The sequence below is a fragment of the Yersinia vastinensis genome, assembly GCF_902726565.1.
Lineage (GTDB): Bacteria > Pseudomonadota > Gammaproteobacteria > Enterobacterales > Enterobacteriaceae > Yersinia > Yersinia vastinensis.
On sequence record NZ_CACVAF010000015.1, the window covers coordinates 1 to 18,019 of the forward strand.

Here is an 18,019-nt window from a genome sequence, read left to right on the forward strand (position 1 = left end):
CAAATATGCATTCGAACCGAAGTTCAAATGTTTACTGCTTTGGTCACTCTTCAAGACTTTGATATTTCTTCTGCCTGCCGAAACAGGCTTCGATATCGTCTTGCGAGTGCCCACACAGATTGTCTGATAAATTGTTAAAGAGCGTTCGTTACCTGTTTGCCTTGCGGCGAATCTTACGGTAACGCGGGAGGCAGATAATACGCTTTCCCGCTACAGAGTCAACCACTTAATTAGTTAATTTCCTCTGTTCTTCCCGGCCACTCTGTGAAGTTGCTCACAGCGCCATGTCGATGGATGCGCATTATAGGGAGCAGCTTCAGAATGGCAAGGGTTTATCGTAAAGTTTTTTCCAACTGCTGATTATTTGAACGCAACGACTACTTATGACGCGTTTTTATCGCTTTTGGTAGGTCTGCGAGGCTATTTAGCACCCAATCTGCGCTGGCCTCACCTTCAGCGGTAACAGGCTTGCCGGTGCGAACTAATACTTTAGTACCAATATTTGCCGCTATAGCTGCCTGCATATCCTCAATTTTGTCACCGACCATATAAGAAGAAGCCATATCGATGTTCAATTCGCCTTGTGCTTGCAGTAACATACCTGGCAGTGGCTTACGGCATTCACATGTTTCACGGAACTCCGCTACACTGCCATCGGGATGATGAGGACAGAAATAGATGCCATCCAAATCAACACCACGATCAGCAAGGGACCAATCCATCCACTCTGTTAGGCTTAAGAATTGCTCTTCGGTAAAGATACCGCGCGCAATGCCCGACTGATTGGTGACCAAAACCAAAGCAAAGCCCATTTCTTTCAATTCACGGCAAGCATCAATAACACCGTCTATAAACTGAAAATTATCAATTTCGTGGACATAACCGTGATCGACATTAATTGTACCATCACGATCTAAAAATATTGCGGGGACGGGCTGAGTCACTTATCTACTCCTGAGGGCTATAAACCTTCTTAGTATCGCATGTTTCATTGCCGATTGAGAATGGAAGAGAATCAACGTTGTTAGTTGACTTAGCCGTCTAGACGCCTTAACATCCAATCCATACTTTGGTTCTGCTGAAGTTTACTTTTTATCTAGCCACGGAAATAACGATAAAATAAGAATAATATGATTAAACTTTCTCACATCAGCAAAGTGTTTCAGCAGGGTTCGCGCACCATTACCGCGCTTTCCGACGTGACGCTACACGTCCCTGCTGGACAAATTTATGGCGTTATCGGTGCCTCAGGTGCAGGTAAAAGCACACTGATTCGATGCGCCAATATGTTAGAGCGCCCTACCAGTGGACAAGTTCTGGTCGACGGGCAAGACCTAACCACCTTATCTGAAGGCCAATTAACGCGCGCTCGCCGTCAAATTGGCATGATTTTTCAGCACTTTAACTTACTTTCTTCCCGCACAGTGTATGGCAATATCGCATTGCCTCTTGAGCTGGACAATACGCCACGCGCAGATATAAAGAAGAGAGTGACCGAATTGCTGGAACTGGTCGGCCTATCCGACAAGCAAGACGCTTACCCGGCTAACCTATCTGGCGGACAGAAACAGCGCGTTGCTATCGCCCGTGCGCTGGCCAGTAATCCTAAAGTTCTGTTGTGCGATGAAGCCACCAGCGCGCTGGATCCTGCAACTACTCGCTCAATTCTGGAATTGTTAAAAGATATCAACCGCCGTTTGGGGCTTACCATTTTACTTATCACCCATGAAATGGATGTGGTGAAGCGTATCTGTGACCAAGTGGCCGTTATCAGTGAAGGTAAATTGATTGAAAAGGATAGCGTCAGCGAAGTGTTCTCTCATCCCAAAACACCGCTGGCCCAACAATTTATCCAATCAACTCTGCATCTGGATATCCCAGAGGATTACGCCCAACGTATGACGCAAGAGCCAAGTACAGATAGCGTCCCATTGCTGAAATTGGAATTTACCGGCCAGTCAGTTGATGCACCGTTGATTTCACAAGCCGTGCGTCGCTTTAATATTGATATCGGTATCCTTAGCTCGCAAATGGATTATGCCGGTGGCGTTAAGTTTGGTGTCATGCTGGCTGAGTTGCATGGCGACAATCAAGATAGCCTTGCTGCTATTAAGTTCTTGCAAGATCATCATGTAAAAGTAGAGGTTCTAGGTTATGTCTGAGGCAATGATGTGGTTAATGGCCCGAGGCGTCTGGGAAACTCTAATGATGACCTTTGTATCAGGTTTCTTTGGTTTTGTTCTGGGGTTGCCGGTCGGGGTGCTGTTGTATGTCACCCGCCCCGGGCAAATTATTGCGAACAATAAGGTTTACCGGACCCTGTCTGGTGTGGTGAATATCTTCCGCTCCATACCTTTTATTATCTTATTGGTATGGATGATTCCATTCACTCGGATGATCGTAGGGACATCTATTGGTTTGCAAGCGGCGATTGTACCGTTAACGGTAGGGGCAGCACCCTTTATAGCCCGTATGGTGGAAAATGCTCTGTTGGAGATCCCATCTGGTTTGGTTGAAGCCGCACGAGCCATGGGCGCAACGCCAATGCAAATCATCAAAAAAGTGTTGTTGCCAGAGGCCCTTCCAGGCTTAGTTAATGCGGCCACAATTACCTTAATTACCCTAGTAGGCTATTCCGCTATGGGGGGTGCAGTAGGAGCCGGTGGCTTAGGCCAAATCGGTTATCAGTATGGTTACATTGGTTATAACGCCACTGTAATGAATACCGTATTAGTCTTGTTAGTAATTTTGGTTTATCTGATTCAGTTCAGTGGCGATCGGATCGTAAAAGCCGTTACCCACAAATAGTTGTTGACCATCATAGTGATTAACCAGCGACTGCCTCACACAGCGGCGCATCTTAACGAATGTCTATAGAGGAAGGGATATGTCTTTAAAATTCAAATCGATCGCGGCAGTCAGCGCACTGATTGGTACTCTGGCACTGGTGGGTTGTGGCCCAGCAGAAAAAGATCCAAACCACATTAAAGTGGGCGTTATTGTTGGCGCAGAGCAACAAGTGGCAGAAGTGGCTCAAAAAGTCGCAAAAGACAAATATGGTTTGGATGTTGAGCTAGTAACGTTCAACGACTATGTATTACCAAACGAAGCTCTGAGCAAAGGTGATATTGACCTGAATGCATTCCAGCATAAGCCTTATTTGGATCAGCAAATTAAAGATCGCGGCTACAAACTGGTCGCAGTAGGTAACTCATTCGTTTATCCAATTGCGGGTTACTCTAAAAAAATCAAATCCCTAGAAGAACTGCAACCGGGTTCTCAAGTCGCACTGCCAAATGATCCAACTAACCTAGGCCGCTCTCTGTTGCTGCTGGAAAAAGTGGGTCTGATTAAACTGAAAGACGGTGTTGGCCTGCTGCCAACCGTGCTGGATGTGGTTGAGAACCCTAAAAATCTGAAGCTGGTTGAGCTGGAAGCACCTCAGTTACCACGTTCTTTGGATGACCAGCAAATTGCACTGGCAATTATCAATACCACTTATGCTAGCCAAATTGGCCTGACCCCTGCTAAAGACGGTCTGTTTGTTGAAGATAAAGAATCACCATACGTCAATCTGATCGTTGCTCGCGAAGATAATAAGGATGCGGAAAACGTGAAGAAATTCGTTCAGGCTTACCAGTCTGACGAAGTTTACGACGCGGCAAACAAAGCCTTTAACGGCGGTGCAGTTAAAGGTTGGTAATTGCTCATTGGCTATTTTACTGAAGACGATGTTTACTGAATTCAGTATTTGCTAAATATATTGCAAGACGGGCTATGGCCCGTCTTGTTATTTGCATAATAGATTGCTTCAATAGCGCCTCTCAAATAAAAAAGGCTGAGGAATTTCTATGCGTGCGTTACCTCTGTGTCTGTTAGCCCTTTCGCTAACCGGATGCTCCATGCTTCAATCAAAGCCATCCACCACAGACAGCCCGGTTAAGCAACCGCCTCCGGTTATCAAACCCAGCCCTACGGTTGCGCCTCGTCCGGCTCCCGTCAAACTTTATAAAAGCGCTGAAGAGCTTGTTGGTAAGCCATTCCGCGACTTAGGGGAAGTGTCTGGCGAATCATGTCAGTCTACCGTTCAGGACTCTCCACCGAGTATTGCCGCCGCTCGTAAGAGAATGCAGACTCGCGCCTCTTATATGAAAGCCAATGCGGTATTATTGCACCAATGTGAAATACTGAGTGGCGTCCCCGGCTGCTATCAGCAAGCTGTGTGTCAGGGATCGGCCCTGAATGTTTCTTCAAAATGAGTACATTTTCCTTTAATCAGATTGGTGTTATTCGCTCGCCCTATAAAGAAAAGTTTGCAGTCCCGCGGCAGCCCGGTCTGATTGAAGATGGTGGTGGTGAATTACAACTTTTGGCTCCCTATAACCAGCCAGAAGCTGTTCGAGGCTTGTCAGGTTTCAGCCACTTATGGGTGATATTTATTTTTCACCAAACCATGGAAGGTGGCTGGCGTCCAACAGTGCGCCCCCCCCGCCTGGGAGGCAATACCCGGATGGGCGTCTTTGCTACCCGCTCCACATTTCGCCCAAATCCAATCGGGATGTCTCTGATTGAGTTAAAAGCAGTGCGCTGCCAAGGTGGCGAGGTGATTTTGGAGCTAGGTAGCTTAGATCTGGTTGATGGCACGCCAGTGATTGATATCAAACCCTATTTGCCATTCGCTGAGAGCCAGCCACTGGCGCGAGCCGGTTTTGCTCAAACGGCACCAGATACCGATATGCAGGTTTGTTTTTCTATCACCGCAGAGCAGCAATTAACCCAGCAACAACAACGTTATCCATATTTGCGGCGTTTTATTACTCAGGTTTTGGCCCAAGACCCACGCCCAGCCTACCGTAAGGAAGATAACGAAAGCCGTGAATATGCGGTTTTGCTGTTGGAATTTAATGTGCGCTGGCGAGTTATTGGTCGCCAAACGGAAGTGTTATCAATCGACCACTGCTAAATTTCGCCATGCTCTCTTTTGACAACCCGTACTCACTGGTAAACTAAACCACTTTTTACTTTTTTGGCTGCCTCTACTTGCAGTGCTAATGGAACCAAAACATCATGCGTACTAGCCAATATTTGCTCTCCACTCTGAAGGAGACACCTGCTGATGCTGAAGTGATCAGTCACCAACTGATGCTCCGCGCCGGGATGATCCGTAAACTGGCCTCGGGTCTTTACACTTGGTTGCCGACCGGGGTTCGAGTGTTGAAGAAAGTCGAAAACATCGTGCGCGAAGAGATGAATAACGCCGGTGCTATCGAAGTGTCAATGCCCGTCGTCCAGCCAGCTGACTTGTGGCAAGAGAGTGGGCGCTGGGAACAGTATGGCCCTGAGTTGCTACGTTTCGTTGATCGCGGCGAGCGCCCTTTTGTACTCGGCCCAACACACGAAGAAGTAATAACCGATCTGATTCGCGGTGAGATCAACTCTTACAAACAGCTGCCGCTGAATTTCTTCCAAATCCAGACCAAGTTCCGTGATGAAGTTCGCCCACGCTTTGGCGTAATGCGTGCACGCGAGTTCCTGATGAAAGATGCTTATTCTTTCCACACCACTCAGGAATCGCTACAGGAGACTTACGACGCGATGTACGCCGCTTACAGTAAGATCTTCGAGCGTATGGATCTGAATTTCCGTGCAGTATTAGCCGATACCGGTTCAATCGGTGGTAGCGCATCCCACGAATTCCAAGTGCTGGCAGAAAGTGGCGAGGATGATATCGTCTTCTCAACCGGTTCTGACTATGCCGCTAACATCGAGTTTGCTGAAGCACTGGCACCTTCTGAACCTCGTGCAGCCGCCACGCAAGAATTGCGCATCGTTGATACCCCGAATGCAAAAACCATTGCTGCACTCGTCGAGCAATTCGAACTGCCAGTCGAGAAAACAGTGAAAACGTTGATGGTGCATGCCCATGAAGAGAGCGGCCATAAACTGGTGGCTCTGCTGGTGCGTGGTGATCATGAGCTAAATGAAATCAAAGCTGAAAAGCTGCCGCAAGTTGCCAAACCGCTGACATTTGCCACCGAAGAAGAAATTCGCGCTATCGTGGGTGCAGGTCCTGGTTCTTTGGGTCCGGTTAATCTACCAATGCCTATCGTAATTGACCGTAGTGTTGCGGTCATGAGCGATTTTGGGGCTGGTGCCAATATCGACGACAAACATTACTTTGGCATTAACTGGGAACGTGACTTACCACTGCCGCAGGTTGCCGATTTACGTAATGTTGTTGAAGGTGATATCAGCCCAGACGGCAAAGGTACACTGCAAATCAAACGCGGTATCGAAGTGGGCCATATCTTCCAGCTTGGCACTAAATACTCGGAAGCAATGAAAGCCACAGTTCAAGGTGAAGATGGCCGTAACCAAGTAATGACCATGGGTTGTTACGGTATCGGGGTATCTCGCGTGGTTGCGGCTGCAATTGAACAAAATCATGATGACCGTGGCATTATTTGGCCAGATGCGATTGCGCCATTCCAAGTCGCTATCTTGCCAATGAATATGCATAAATCTTTCCGTGTCAAAGAACTGGCAGAAGAGCTGTATACCATCCTGCGCTCCCATGGTATCGATGTGATTCTCGACGACCGCAAAGAACGCCCAGGGGTGATGTTTGCTGATATGGAGTTGATTGGTGTGCCACATAATATCGTTATTGGCGATCGCAATCTCGACAGTGAAGAAGTGGAATACAAAAATCGCCGTGTTGGTGAGAAACAGATGATTAAAACCAGTGAAATTGTTGATTTCCTACTGAGCCAAATCAAACGTTAATTCGCCAAGACAGATGACAAAAAGCCCTGTATCAAACAGGGCTTTTTTTATTTACATCATTCACTGCTGGCAAACAGCCGAGGCGATATTCATGGACTATTTGCTATCGCAGTTTTTCCCGGCAATAAACTTAATTTCGCCATCTGGAATCATAGATTTATCCCATTGCCCGTCTTCCATTGATGGACGCATACCAAAATGACCTTTTAATGTCAGGAAAACCGGCTCTCCGGCATTTTTCTGCGCATTCATATAGCCATTTTCCAACTCAATATTATTATCTACTGCGAAGCGCCGACCTGTTGCACAGTCGGTAAATTGCGCGGCATCAGCCATATAAACATACATACCACGCAAGGGAATTGGTGTTGCGGGCAAAGCTTCGTTTGGCGTCAGCTGATAATTTAGTGAGGACTTAATCGGCAGACCCTGCTGATCCATCATTTCCAGATTATTGCCTACCGGATGAAAATAACGTTTCTCGCCCTGAGTGTTCGTTAACACCAGCTTATCGGCAGTACGCGCCCATTTCCCGTGGTCCGAGAAGACCCGATTGCCCTCTTTGGTACCCAGATAAGTTTCCTGCAATACGAAAGTACCGTCAGCGTCTAAGAACAGTGATGTCGCTAATCCACTACAGTCAGCACAAGGTAAAACTCCCTGATAACTTTGCAACATAGGTTGTAAATCTTGCTCAACCGGCTGATATCGATTATTACAACCTAATAATGACAGCGCACCTACTGCCAAAAACAGCGTTATTGTTAATTTACTCACAGTCATTCTCCCATACTGTGGTCATAAATAAGGAATGAGGTTGCCCCGTCACAATGCATAACATGCAGGCCCGATATGAGCCTCACTCCTGATGTATTTTACCGCGCAGCGCTTTTGTCGCCCCTTTGCGGACTTTACTTTCAACTCGCCTTATTTTTGAGCCTTTCGTTGGTTTTGTCGCACGGCGTGTTTTTTCCACTACCATTGCTTGGCGAATTAACGCCACCAACCGGGCCAATGCAGCCTCACGGTTCATGTCCTGACTGCGATATTCCTGCGCTTTGATAATGATGACCCCTTCAGCGGTCATCAAATGACTATTTAGCGATAATAACCTTTCTTTATAATACTCTGGCAGGCTTGATGCCTTAATGTCAAAGCGCAAATGGATAGCCGTTGAGGTTTTATTAACATGCTGCCCGCCTGCACCCTGAGCCCGAATTGCCGTCAGTTCAATCTCGCTGTCGGGTAGGCTGACATTATTAGATATAATTAACACGCTTATTGCTCACTGCCTTGCCACTCATCAAAACTGATTTCCAGACTATTCTGAGCATCTGATAACCAAATAGTTCCCTCTTGCAGCGTAGCCTGTAATGACATGTTGCGGTTAGACAGCGCGGCCAACTTTGCCATCTGTTCATCATTGAGGAAACGTACACGGAGATTTGCATGCCCGGATAATTTATCCTGAATCTGCGGCCACCACACTTTAGCTGCCCGTTCACTGTAGGCATAGAGCACGACTTGCTGTGACTGATTACAGGCTTTGCGCAGTCTCTTTTCTTCAGGAAGCCCCAGTTCGACCCATAATTCGATGCCATTGTGATCGTTATGACGCCAAATTTCTGGCTCATCATCAGCACTCAACCCCTTGGTGAACAACAAACGCTCATCCGCATGACAAATCCATGCTAATAAACGCAGCATCATGCGCTGATCGGTTTCTGATGGGTGCTGTGCGATAGTCAGGTTAACATCCTGAAAAAAATTACGATCCATATCGGCGATGTTAACGGCAGCTTTATGGATGGTTGCTTTTAGTGCCATGAGTGACCTCTTAATTATCTGGCGAGTAGTGTACTTGATTAGGTCTGCCAGCAGCCAGCCAACCGTGCATAAAGAGAGTTATTAGTGTCATCAATACTAAAAAGAAACCTTCGCTTTCACTCTAATATCTCCCCCACTCCTGTGCTATAGTCCTTATAAGTTCAGAGTTTATCTTCGTAGCTTGACAGTGTGACGTTTCCATTGAGAAGCTACCGGGTTAAACTTTTCCGGGAGGATTACTGTGCAGCAATACTGTGAATTAGTACGCCGTTTTTATGCCGAAATTGGAAGTGGTGACCGTGGCTACGTGCCAGACGCACTGCGTTGTGTATTGAAAGCATTGGACGAAGTTGCGGCTAACGACGCACTCCCGTCCTCCGTTAGGGAACAGGCGGCCTTTGCCGCTGCTAACTTATTGGTGAGCGATTATGTCGATGAACGATGAATATCAACCCATCAATTGTGATGACTACGATAATCTGGAACTCGCCTGCCAACATCACCTAATACTGACGTTGAAGTTGAGAGGCGGTGAGATTGTAGAAGGTAAAGCTTGCGATCTGCTGCTGAGAAAAAAGGTCGAATACCTGATTGTCGAGCAGGAAGGGACAATGCGTGAATTACGCCTTGACCATATCGCCAGCTTCAGCCACCCCGAAATCGGGACTGTCGTAGTCAGTGCATCATAACTTCTGCAACTTATACTGACGGGCCACTGAAAAGCGGCCCGTTTTTGTATCTTGACTTCTCACCGCGATAAAGCCCGATTCATCATTATCCAACTCTTTCTATAACTTCAAATGCTATGGCTTCAGACTGGCATAATAGGCGGCCAGATCCGAAAAATCCTCATCAGATAAATTAGAGACATAAGCTCGCATTACTTCAGCCTGCCCCCCGGTACGGTTGCCTTTCTTATAGGCGGCCAGTGACTGCTCGAGATAGACAGCATTTTGCCCCGCCAGACTGGGATACATCGGCACGGAGGTTTTGCCATTCATACCATGGCAAGCAACACAAGTGGCTGATTTTGCCCGACCCGCTTCGATATCATTTTTGGCCAGCGCTGAAAAGCTACACAAGCCTAACACCACTAAACTGACGACTAATTTCATCATTGCTCCTCAAAAATAAACGACTTTAGCTATTTTTATTTTTTACTGCCGGTTTAGCCCAATCCAGATGCCAGCATAACTCATCGTCATCAGCTCGACCGGCTTGAGTAACAAATACACCCGCAGCGGCAATTAACTGCTCACCAAAATAGAGCAGCGGAATACGTTCTCGCAACCAAGGGGGGATGCCTAATTCTTGCCATAGCTTCTTACTGTGGCGCGAATGATGCCGCCCAACAATACTAATCTCCCCCTGCAAACCAAACCGTATGCTTATTTCCTCACCCACAGCTGCGGCTCTGATAGCTTGCCCCCCCTTCGCAACAAAACGCAGCACACCAAGGTTAGCCGGGAGAACCAAAGGTTCTGGAACTATAGCGGTTTGGTCAGGGGCGGCTAAAACTGTAGTCCAAGGCAGTTGCTGAACGCTTATTTCAGCCAAAGGAGGCAACAAATATAAATATTGCCGAAAACGACGAATCTGATGAGCGCCCAGTATCAGTTGAGGTTCTGCATCCTGTCTGGCCATGGCAACTTCTAACCATAACCGTTGCAGTTGGTTTTGCGACGGCATGGAAGCACCACATGCGGCTAACCAACGGCGCAGTATTGCGGCACGTTTGGCTGTCGAAGCCAGCAATAACCCCTCAATAGACAGCGCACCCTCTGCATTTTGCAATTGTTGTAAGTTATCAGCCAACAACTCATCCAGCAGTTGCTCTTGCTCCGCGCACAGGACAGCACTTCGCGCCGTGGCTTGTGCAAAATGTGGCCAGCGCTGATTAAGTAAAGGCAAAATTCTTAAACGCAGGAAATTACGATCGAAACGATCGTCCTGATTACTGTCATCTTCAATCCACTGCAACTGCTGCGCTCGGGCATAGTTTTCTAGCATTGCACGTGAAAAAGCCAGTAATGGGCGCAAAAGCTGGCCATGGGCAAAAGGCATCTTAGCCGCCATCGAGGATAACCCTGCGGGGCCGCTACCCCGTTTGAGCGCCAGTAGGAAAGTTTCACACTGATCATCCAAATGTTGAGCGGTAAGTAGCACTTCATTGGTGGCAAGATGGGCCCTAAATGCCTGATAGCGGGCAGTTCTGGCCGCCGCCTCAATACCGGTTTCACGGGAGTCAATGCTGACGCGCACCACCTCAAGCGGAATTTTCCATTGTTCACATTGTTGCTGACAATGAATTACCCAATTATCTGCCAATGGATTTAGGCCATGGTGAATATGAATGGCACGAATCTGTAACTCAGGGATAAATTGGTCACGCAAACACACTAATAAATGCAATAGCACACTGGAATCTAAGCCACCACTGAACCCAACCAGCACATGCCGATGTTCACCCAATTGCGCAAGCAGCGGGTTAAGCAAAACAGGGGATGTCGAGGGAACAGCGTTCATGTTATTCCGGTGTCAATTCATAGAGTTCCAGAGGTAAACCATCTGGGTCATTAAAGAAAGTAAAACGTGACTCTGTATAGGGATCAATGCGAATTGCCTCGCAAATAACCCCGGCTAATTCAAGCTCCCGAACAGCTAGCTCAATATCGTCGACCTGAAAAGCCAAGTGCCGTAATCCACATGCCTCTGGACGACTGGGCCGCGGTGCGGGTGTTGGAAAAGAGAATAGCTCAATAATGTACTGCCCGTTTAGCGCAAGATCAGCTTTCCATGAATCACGTTCTTCTCGATACACTTCGGAAGCCAGAGTGAATCCAAGAACTTCACAATAGAATTGTTTACTGACCTGATAATCTGAGCCAATTATCGCAATATGATGAACCCGACGTATTGCCAGCATGAATTACTCCAATAAAATCATCAGTGAGTTATCTCTTATCGATTCGCTACACGCTCATTTAATTGATGAAAAAAAACCGGTACTGATTACAGCACCGGTTTTTTCACTGTCTGAGTGTCGAAATCAGCAATAACCGTAGTTCATGAGACGCTGATAACGGCGATTCAATAACTCTTCGTTATTCAGTACATCCAAGTCGCTGAGATCAGCCAGAAGCTGTGCTTTCAGTGAAGCGGCAATCGCTGAATAATCACGATGTGCACCACCTAAAGGCTCAGGGATCACGGAGTCGATCATCTTCAATTCTTTCAGACGATGAGCAGTGATACCCATGGCCTCTGCGGCTAATGGCGCTTTATCGGCGCTTTTCCACAAAATTGATGCACAACCTTCAGGAGAGATAACAGAATAAGTGCTGTATTGCAGCATATTCACTTTATCGCCAACACCGATTGCCAATGCACCGCCGGAACCACCTTCACCAATGACGGTACAAACGATAGGTACATTCAGGCGAGACATCTCACGCAAATTACGTGCGATGGCTTCCGATTGGCCACGTTCTTCAGCACCAACGCCCGGATATGCACCCGGGGTGTCAATGAAAGTAATGATCGGCAACTTAAAGCGCTCGGCCATTTCCATCAGACGTAATGCTTTACGGTAACCTTCTGGTGCTGGCATCCCAAAGTTACGACGGATCTTCTCTTTGGTATCACGGCCTTTCTGATGACCAATGATCATCACCGGACGGCCATCCAGACGTGCAATACCCCCCACGATAGCTTTATCGTCGGCGTAAGCACGATCACCAGCCAGTTCTTCGAAATCGGTAAAGATATTAGCGATATAATCCAGGGTATAAGGGCGACCAGGATGGCGTGCCAGTTGGGCAATTTGCCATGCGCCAAGATCCGAGAATATCTTCCGCGTCAGCTCGACACTTTTCTCGCGTAGACGCTGAACCTCTTCGTCCAGATTAATATCTAATTTTTCGTCTTGACGGCTGACTGCAGTCAGCGAGTCAATTTTCGCTTCCAGCTCTGCAATCGGCTGTTCAAAATCAAGAAAATTCAGACTCATAGCATTCCTATTTTAGTCAAATTCCAGTTCCACCTGCTCATTACCTACCAGCGTTCGCAAATCTATCAATAAGCGATCGGTGGGGGTCACACGCCATGTGGCCCCAAACCGCAGCCGGGCGCGAGCATCTTCCCGTTGGTAATAAAGATGTACTGGGATCGTCCCCGCTCGATGGGGTTCCAACGACTGACGGAGACGGTTCAAAAGCTGGTCATCAATTTGCCTGTCGGTCAGCGATATAGCAAGCCCACGGGCATATTTTTCACGAGCTTCACTGATGTCCATTAACTCACGGGCGGTCATTTTAAGTCCACCACTAAAGTCATCAAAGCTGACCTGTCCAGTGGCTATCAGGATACGGTCTTTTTCCAATAAATGCTGATATTTTTCCAACGCATCGGTGAATAACATCACCTCCAGACGGCCAGAGCGGTCATCCAAAGTGCAAATGCCAATACGATTGCCGCGTTTTGTCACCATAACCCTTGCCGCGATCACCAACCCCGCAGCCATGGTCATTTTGCCCCGGTCCGTCGGATGCATATCTTTCAAACGCAGCCCACCGGCATAACGTTCTATTTCCTTCAGATACTGAGTAATCGGGTGGCCGGTCAGGTACAATCCCAGCGTTTCCCGCTCACCGTCTAAAACAATCTGTTCCTGCCACGGCGGCACATTAGCATAAGATTGCTCAACCTGCTCAGGTGCATCGGCTAATACGCCAAACATATCTACCTGACCAATAGCCTCTGCCTTGGCATGTTGGTCTGCCGCTTTTAATGCTTCACCCAACGAACTCATTAATGCCGCGCGGTGTGGACCCAAACGGTCAAAGGCACCAGACATAATAAGCTTTTCTAGAATTCGGCGATTAAGTTTTTTCGTGTCGACTCTGGCGCATAAATCAAATAATTCTTTGAAATAACCGCCCTCTTTGCGGGCTTCCAGCATCGCCTCGATCGGCCCTTCACCTACACCTTTGATAGCACCAATGCCATAAACAATTTCGCCGTCGTCATTGACATGGAAATGATACAAGCCACTGTTGATATCAGGAGGCAGAATTTTCAACCCCATCCGCCAGCATTCATCGACTAGGCCAACAACCTTATCGGTGTTATCCATATCAGCGGTCATTACCGCTGCCATAAATTCAGCCGGATAATGTGCTTTTAGCCACAGCGTTTGGTAAGAAACCAAAGCATAAGCGGCGGAGTGTGATTTGTTAAAGCCATAACCGGCAAATTTCTCTACCAGGTCAAAGATTTTAATTGCCAGTTCGCCATCAACGCCCTGACTTTTGGCGCCATCTTCGAATACAGAGCGCTGTTTGGCCATCTCTGCCGGGTTCTTTTTACCCATTGCACGGCGCAACATATCCGCACCGCCGAGTGAATAACCCGACAATACCTGAGCAATCTGCATAACCTGTTCTTGATACAGAATAATGCCATAAGTTGGCTCAAGCACCGGTTTTAGGGACTCATGCTGCCATTCAATATCGGGATAAGAGATAGCCTCACGACCATGCTTACGGTCAATAAAGTTATCAACCATTCCCGATTGCAACGGGCCGGGACGGAACAGTGCCACGAGAGCGATCATGTCTTCGAAGCAGTCAGGTTTAAGCCGCTTGATAAGATCTTTCATGCCTCTGGATTCAAGCTGGAATACTGCTGTCGTTTCCGAGCGTTGCAGCATATCGAAGCTTTTTTTGTCATCCAGCGGAATAGAAGCAATATCAATTGGCTCTAAACCGGTTTTGGCACGCCGGGCATTGATCATCTCCAGCGCCCAGTTAATGATAGTGAGCGTTCGCAAACCCAAGAAGTCGAACTTCACTAACCCAGCATATTCCACATCATTCTTATCAAATTGAGTGACTGGGTTATTTCCTTCAGCATCACAGTAAAGTGGTGCGAAATCAGTAATTTTGGTTGGTGCGATAACAACCCCACCGGCATGTTTACCGGCGTTACGGGTTACCCCTTCCAACTTCCGCGCCATATCGATCAGCGCCCTGACCTCTTCGTCTGCCTCATAAATTTCAGGCAACTGTGGTTCTGCGGCGAAGGCTTTCTCTAGCGTCATCCCCGGATCTGGCGGGACTAGTTTCGAGATACGATCGACGAAACCATAAGGATGACCCAGAACACGGCCCACATCCCGAATAACGGCTTTAGCCGCCATAGTACCGAAGGTGATGATCTGAGAAACCGCATCACGGCCATACATTTCCGCAACGTGCTCAATCACCAGATCGCGTTTCTCCATACAGAAGTCGACGTCAAAATCGGGCATTGATACACGTTCCGGGTTTAGAAAACGTTCGAACAGCAGATCAAATTCCAGCGGGTCGAGATCGGTAATCTTCAACGCATAAGCCACCAGAGAACCCGCACCAGAACCTCGCCCTGGCCCTACCGGCACACCATTATCTTTTGACCACTGGATGAACTCCATGACTATCAAGAAGTAGCCGGGGAAACCCATCTGGTTGATAACTTTGAGTTCAATTTCCAGACGTTCATCATATTCTGGGCGCTTTTGCGCCCGAACTTCAGGATCAGGGAATAAAAACTCCAGCCGCTCTTCTAAACCTTGTTTCGACTTTTCAACCAGAAAATCTTCTGTGCTCATATCACCGGTTGGGAATTGGGGTAAGAAATACTCCCCCAGTCGGATGGTGACATTACAACGTTTGGCTATCTCGACACTGTTGAGCAAGGCCTCAGGGATGTCGGCGAACAGCTCACACATTTGCTCTTCGTCACGCATAAACTGCTGTGGGCTATAATTTTTAGGCCGCTTTGGATCAACCAGTGTAAAACCATCATGGATGGCGACACGAATTTCATGCGCGTCAAAGTCTGACTCGTCGATAAAGCGCACATCATTGGTCGCCACCACGGGCAATCCGCGCTCAGTCGCCAGTGTCACGGCAGCATGCAAATAGTTTTCTTCATCTGGGCGTCCGGTACGGATTAACTCCAGATAGTAGCTGTTGGGAAAATGCGTTTGATAAAACTCGAGACATTGATCAACCTGAGCCTGATTGCCTCGTAAGATAAACTTACCAACATCCCCCATCCGACCACCAGACAAGAGAATCAGCCCTTCTTTATGATTAATCAGCCAATCTCTATCAATGATTGGCCCCGCCGCACCATAGCCACGTTGATAAGCTTCAGATATCAGTAATGTTAGGTTTTGGTAACCTTCATTGTTACGTGCCAAAACAGTCAGGTGAGCTAGCTCATCACCCAAAATTTCGCTTTGTACGTAGAAGTCTGCACCGATGATGGGTTTGATCCCTGCACCATGAGCGCTACCGTAGAATTTTACCAAGCCACATAGGTTGGTAAAATCGGTAATGGCCAGAGCGGGCATGCCTAATGCAGCAGCTCTCTTCACCAAGGGCCCAACCTTGGCTAATCCATCGATCATGGAGTAATCGCTGTGAACACGCAGGTGGACAAAACGAGGTTCGGCCATATCCAGATACCAGAAATTAGTGGATTGAATCATATCCCAAGCAATTTACTGCAAGGAATCATATCCATATGTTATGGAAGTTGCTTTAGTGTTTACACAAAAATGGTTTATACCAAAATGAATTACACCAAACCTAGCACACGTTTAACCGGGCCGAAACTACGCCGGTGATGCTCAGTCGCACCGAAAGCTGCCAATTTTTCCAGATGAACAGCAGTTGGATAACCTTTGTGCTGCGCGAAGCCATATTCAGGGAAATGGAGGTCAAGTTCCGTCATCTCACGATCGCGCGTTACTTTAGCCAGAATTGAAGCGGCGCTAATCTCAGCGACTCGACTATCACCTTTGACAACAGCCAACGATGGCATCGCCAGTTTTGGGCAACGGTTGCCGTCGATCAAAACATAATCAGGTGCGATATGCAGCCCCGCGACCGCCCTTTGCATTGCCAGCATCGTTGCATGCAAAATATTAAGGTGATCAATTTCTTCCGGCTCTGCGCGACCGAGGCTCCATGACAGCGCCTTGTCAGTAATTTCGTCATAAAGTGACAGGCGGCGTTTTTCACTCAGTTTTTTTGAGTCAGCCAAACCCACAATTGGCCGTTGAGGATCGAGGATGACTGCCGCGGTGACGACTGCGCCCACTAAAGGACCACGCCCCACTTCGTCCACACCTGCAATCAGATTTGCCTGTGGGTAAATAAAAATATCCGTCATCGTCCAGCTAACTCCAATACAGCCTGTGCTGCCTGCTCATCCGCGCCACAACGGATGCTCTGATGTAAAATCAGAAAACGTGCCTTTAAAGCCTCAACGGCATCTCCACCTTGCAGTAATGGCAGCAGCGCGTCGGCTAATTTCTGTGGCTGACATTCTTGTTGCAACAGCTCCGTCACCAGTTCTTCACCCGCTAGCAAATTGGGCAATGAAACATAAGGCGTTTTGACCAAGCGTTCAGCCAGCCAAAATGTGAAAGGCTTCATACGATAGCCGACCACCATCGGGCATTTAGCCAGCATGCACTCTAATGCAGCAGTACCCGAAGCCAGCAACGTCGCATCACTGGCAATCATTGCTAAACGAGCATTACCATCAAGTAGATGCACGGATAAGTTGGGGGCAACTTCGGCTTTAATTCGCTCAAACTGCTCACGTCGTTTGCTATTAACCAGAGGAACCAACACGTCCAACTCCGGTATTTGTTGCTTCAAGAGCGCAGCTGTGCGCAAAAAATCGCCACTGAGCATTTCGACTTCAGAATGGCGACTCCCCGGCAGCAAGGCTAGGCAAGGTGTGTTGGCTGCAATACCAAGTTCTGCTCGCGCAGCTTGTTTATCAGGCGTTAACGGCATGGCATCTGCCATGGTATGACCGATAAAACGGCAGGGAACATTAAAACGATCGTAAAACGCTTTTTCAAAAGGAAGAAAAGCGAGCACCATATCGGTTGCTTTACCAATTTTGAAAACACGTTTTTGTCGCCAGGCCCAAACTGATGGGCTGACATAATGAACGGTTCTGATACCGCGCTGCTTTAAACGCCCCTCAAGGGTAATATTGAAATCAGGGGCATCAATACCGACAAAGACATCAGGAGAAAGCTCGCTAAAACGTTGAGTTAACTCTTTTCGAATTTTCAATAAACGTGGCAGGCGCTCTAATACTTCAACAACGCCCATCACTGCCAATTCTTCCATTTCAAACCAAGCTTCACATCCTTCAGCTTGCATCAGAGGCCCTGCGACACCAACAAAACGTGCATCAGGAACTTGCGCTTTCAGTGCACGAATCAATCCTGCACCCAGAATGTCGCCAGACGTTTCTCCAGCGACCAAACCGATAGTTAAAGGACGCCCGCCGCTTAACGGACGATCAACAGATAATGGGCTATTTTGCATAA

The 18,019-nt window shown here is 47.7% G+C and carries 19 protein-coding genes; 8 read left to right on the forward strand and 11 right to left on the reverse strand.

Annotation, left to right across the window (positions count from 1 at the left end; genetic code table 11):
• Positions 1 to 377: 377 nt before the first annotated feature.
• Positions 378 to 944 carry a D-glycero-beta-D-manno-heptose 1,7-bisphosphate 7-phosphatase gene (gmhB, locus tag HUZ92_RS18190; protein ID WP_050098140.1) on the reverse strand — a complete coding sequence of 189 codons (567 nt, stop codon included), beginning with the start codon at positions 942 to 944 and terminating at the stop codon, positions 378 to 380.
• A 186-nt stretch (positions 945 to 1,130) separates the two neighbouring features.
• Between gmhB and metN the strand changes: the two genes are divergently transcribed.
• From metN to proS, 6 genes are all read left to right on the forward strand, one after another.
• Positions 1,131 to 2,162 (forward strand): methionine ABC transporter ATP-binding protein MetN, encoded by a 1,032-nt coding sequence (gene metN / locus HUZ92_RS18195; RefSeq protein WP_050098139.1) that lies wholly within the window; start codon positions 1,131 to 1,133, stop codon positions 2,160 to 2,162.
• A complete protein-coding gene (locus HUZ92_RS18200; RefSeq protein WP_050098138.1) occupies positions 2,155 to 2,808 on the forward strand; it encodes a methionine ABC transporter permease MetI in 654 nt (217 codons plus the stop codon). The genes metN and HUZ92_RS18200 overlap by 8 nt, the downstream gene beginning before the upstream one ends.
• A 79-nt stretch (positions 2,809 to 2,887) precedes the next feature.
• Positions 2,888 to 3,703 carry a MetQ/NlpA family lipoprotein gene (locus HUZ92_RS18205; protein ID WP_050098137.1) on the forward strand — a complete coding sequence of 272 codons (816 nt, stop codon included), beginning with the start codon at positions 2,888 to 2,890 and terminating at the stop codon, positions 3,701 to 3,703.
• Positions 3,704 to 3,851: 148 nt separating this feature from the next.
• Positions 3,852 to 4,259, forward strand: coding sequence for an Rcs stress response system protein RcsF (gene rcsF, locus HUZ92_RS18210; protein WP_050098136.1), 408 nt, complete (start codon positions 3,852 to 3,854; stop codon positions 4,257 to 4,259).
• Positions 4,256 to 4,963, forward strand: a complete 708-nt coding sequence (gene tsaA, locus HUZ92_RS18215) for a tRNA (N6-threonylcarbamoyladenosine(37)-N6)-methyltransferase TrmO (RefSeq protein ID WP_050140297.1) — start codon at positions 4,256 to 4,258, stop codon at positions 4,961 to 4,963. The genes rcsF and tsaA overlap by 4 nt, the downstream gene beginning before the upstream one ends.
• A gap of 104 nt (positions 4,964 to 5,067) precedes the next feature.
• Positions 5,068 to 6,786, forward strand: coding sequence for a proline--tRNA ligase (gene proS / locus HUZ92_RS18220; protein WP_050098134.1), 1,719 nt, complete (start codon positions 5,068 to 5,070; stop codon positions 6,784 to 6,786).
• 96 nt (positions 6,787 to 6,882) lie between these two features.
• Here the strand turns inward: proS and nlpE are convergent, their stop codons facing one another.
• The 3 genes from nlpE to HUZ92_RS18235 all read right to left on the reverse strand — a co-directional run bounded on the left by nlpE (position 6,883) and on the right by HUZ92_RS18235 (position 8,613).
• Positions 6,883 to 7,563 (reverse strand): envelope stress response activation lipoprotein NlpE, encoded by a 681-nt coding sequence (nlpE, locus tag HUZ92_RS18225; RefSeq protein WP_050098175.1) that lies wholly within the window; start codon positions 7,561 to 7,563, stop codon positions 6,883 to 6,885.
• Positions 7,564 to 7,645: 82 nt separating this feature from the next.
• Entirely contained in the window at positions 7,646 to 8,062 is a 417-nt protein-coding gene (arfB, locus tag HUZ92_RS18230; RefSeq protein WP_050098133.1) for an alternative ribosome rescue aminoacyl-tRNA hydrolase ArfB, read from the reverse strand.
• Between the two features lie 2 nt (positions 8,063 to 8,064).
• Complete coding sequence (locus tag HUZ92_RS18235; RefSeq protein ID WP_050098132.1) at positions 8,065 to 8,613, reverse strand: YaeQ family protein; 549 nt, start codon at positions 8,611 to 8,613, stop codon at positions 8,065 to 8,067.
• A gap of 241 nt (positions 8,614 to 8,854) precedes the next feature.
• On the opposite strand from HUZ92_RS18235, the gene HUZ92_RS18240 reads away from it, so the two are divergent.
• Both HUZ92_RS18240 and rof read left to right on the forward strand, forming a co-directional pair.
• Entirely contained in the window at positions 8,855 to 9,058 is a 204-nt protein-coding gene (locus tag HUZ92_RS18240; protein ID WP_050098131.1) for a YaeP family protein, read from the forward strand.
• Positions 9,042 to 9,302, forward strand: coding sequence for a Rho-binding antiterminator (rof, locus tag HUZ92_RS18245; protein ID WP_050098130.1), 261 nt, complete (start codon positions 9,042 to 9,044; stop codon positions 9,300 to 9,302). Before HUZ92_RS18240 ends, rof begins: the two co-directional genes overlap by 17 nt.
• Positions 9,303 to 9,416: 114 nt before the next feature.
• Here rof and HUZ92_RS18250 read toward each other — a convergent pair whose 3' ends face one another.
• From HUZ92_RS18250 to lpxB, 7 genes are all read right to left on the reverse strand, one after another.
• Positions 9,417 to 9,731: a c-type cytochrome gene (locus HUZ92_RS18250; RefSeq protein WP_050098129.1), complete on the reverse strand. Its 315-nt coding sequence runs from the start codon at positions 9,729 to 9,731 to the stop codon at positions 9,417 to 9,419.
• A gap of 22 nt (positions 9,732 to 9,753) precedes the next feature.
• Positions 9,754 to 11,139 carry a tRNA lysidine(34) synthetase TilS gene (gene tilS / locus HUZ92_RS18255; RefSeq protein ID WP_050140295.1) on the reverse strand — a complete coding sequence of 462 codons (1,386 nt, stop codon included), beginning with the start codon at positions 11,137 to 11,139 and terminating at the stop codon, positions 9,754 to 9,756.
• Position 11,140: 1 nt separating this feature from the next.
• Positions 11,141 to 11,539, reverse strand: coding sequence for a VOC family protein (locus tag HUZ92_RS18260; protein ID WP_128451841.1), 399 nt, complete (start codon positions 11,537 to 11,539; stop codon positions 11,141 to 11,143).
• A gap of 123 nt (positions 11,540 to 11,662) precedes the next feature.
• Positions 11,663 to 12,622 (reverse strand): acetyl-CoA carboxylase carboxyl transferase subunit alpha, encoded by a 960-nt coding sequence (gene accA, locus HUZ92_RS18265; RefSeq protein ID WP_050098126.1) that lies wholly within the window; start codon positions 12,620 to 12,622, stop codon positions 11,663 to 11,665.
• Between the two features lie 12 nt (positions 12,623 to 12,634).
• A complete protein-coding gene (gene dnaE / locus HUZ92_RS18270) occupies positions 12,635 to 16,117 on the reverse strand; it encodes a DNA polymerase III subunit alpha (protein ID WP_145525109.1) in 3,483 nt (1,160 codons plus the stop codon).
• A 122-nt stretch (positions 16,118 to 16,239) separates the two neighbouring features.
• Positions 16,240 to 16,836, reverse strand: coding sequence for a ribonuclease HII (gene rnhB, locus HUZ92_RS18275; protein WP_050140293.1), 597 nt, complete (start codon positions 16,834 to 16,836; stop codon positions 16,240 to 16,242).
• On the reverse strand, positions 16,833 to 18,017 hold the full coding sequence (gene lpxB / locus HUZ92_RS18280; protein ID WP_050296115.1) for a lipid-A-disaccharide synthase: 1,185 nt from the start codon (positions 18,015 to 18,017) through the stop codon (positions 16,833 to 16,835). Before lpxB ends, rnhB begins: the two co-directional genes overlap by 4 nt.
• Positions 18,018 to 18,019 lie beyond the last annotated feature (2 nt).

Coding starts and splice junctions, on each gene's coding strand:
- metN (WP_050098139.1), top strand. CDS start 1,131: ATGATTAAACTTTCTCACATCAGCAAAGTGTTTCAGCAGGGTTCGCGC.
- HUZ92_RS18200 (WP_050098138.1), top strand. CDS start 2,155: ATGTCTGAGGCAATGATGTGGTTAATGGCCCGAGGCGTCTGGGAAACT.
- HUZ92_RS18205 (WP_050098137.1), top strand. CDS start 2,888: ATGTCTTTAAAATTCAAATCGATCGCGGCAGTCAGCGCACTGATTGGT.
- rcsF (WP_050098136.1), top strand. CDS start 3,852: ATGCGTGCGTTACCTCTGTGTCTGTTAGCCCTTTCGCTAACCGGATGC.
- tsaA (WP_050140297.1), top strand. CDS start 4,256: ATGAGTACATTTTCCTTTAATCAGATTGGTGTTATTCGCTCGCCCTAT.
- proS (WP_050098134.1), top strand. CDS start 5,068: ATGCGTACTAGCCAATATTTGCTCTCCACTCTGAAGGAGACACCTGCT.
- HUZ92_RS18235 (WP_050098132.1), bottom strand. CDS start 8,613: ATGGCACTAAAAGCAACCATCCATAAAGCTGCCGTTAACATCGCCGAT.
- rof (WP_050098130.1), top strand. CDS start 9,042: ATGTCGATGAACGATGAATATCAACCCATCAATTGTGATGACTACGAT.
- HUZ92_RS18250 (WP_050098129.1), bottom strand. CDS start 9,731: ATGATGAAATTAGTCGTCAGTTTAGTGGTGTTAGGCTTGTGTAGCTTT.
- tilS (WP_050140295.1), bottom strand. CDS start 11,139: ATGAACGCTGTTCCCTCGACATCCCCTGTTTTGCTTAACCCGCTGCTT.
- HUZ92_RS18260 (WP_128451841.1), bottom strand. CDS start 11,539: ATGCTGGCAATACGTCGGGTTCATCATATTGCGATAATTGGCTCAGAT.
- accA (WP_050098126.1), bottom strand. CDS start 12,622: ATGAGTCTGAATTTTCTTGATTTTGAACAGCCGATTGCAGAGCTGGAA.
- dnaE (WP_145525109.1), bottom strand. CDS start 16,117: ATGGCCGAACCTCGTTTTGTCCACCTGCGTGTTCACAGCGATTACTCC.
- rnhB (WP_050140293.1), bottom strand. CDS start 16,836: ATGACGGATATTTTTATTTACCCACAGGCAAATCTGATTGCAGGTGTG.
- lpxB (WP_050296115.1), bottom strand. CDS start 18,017: ATGCAAAATAGCCCATTATCTGTTGATCGTCCGTTAAGCGGCGGGCGT.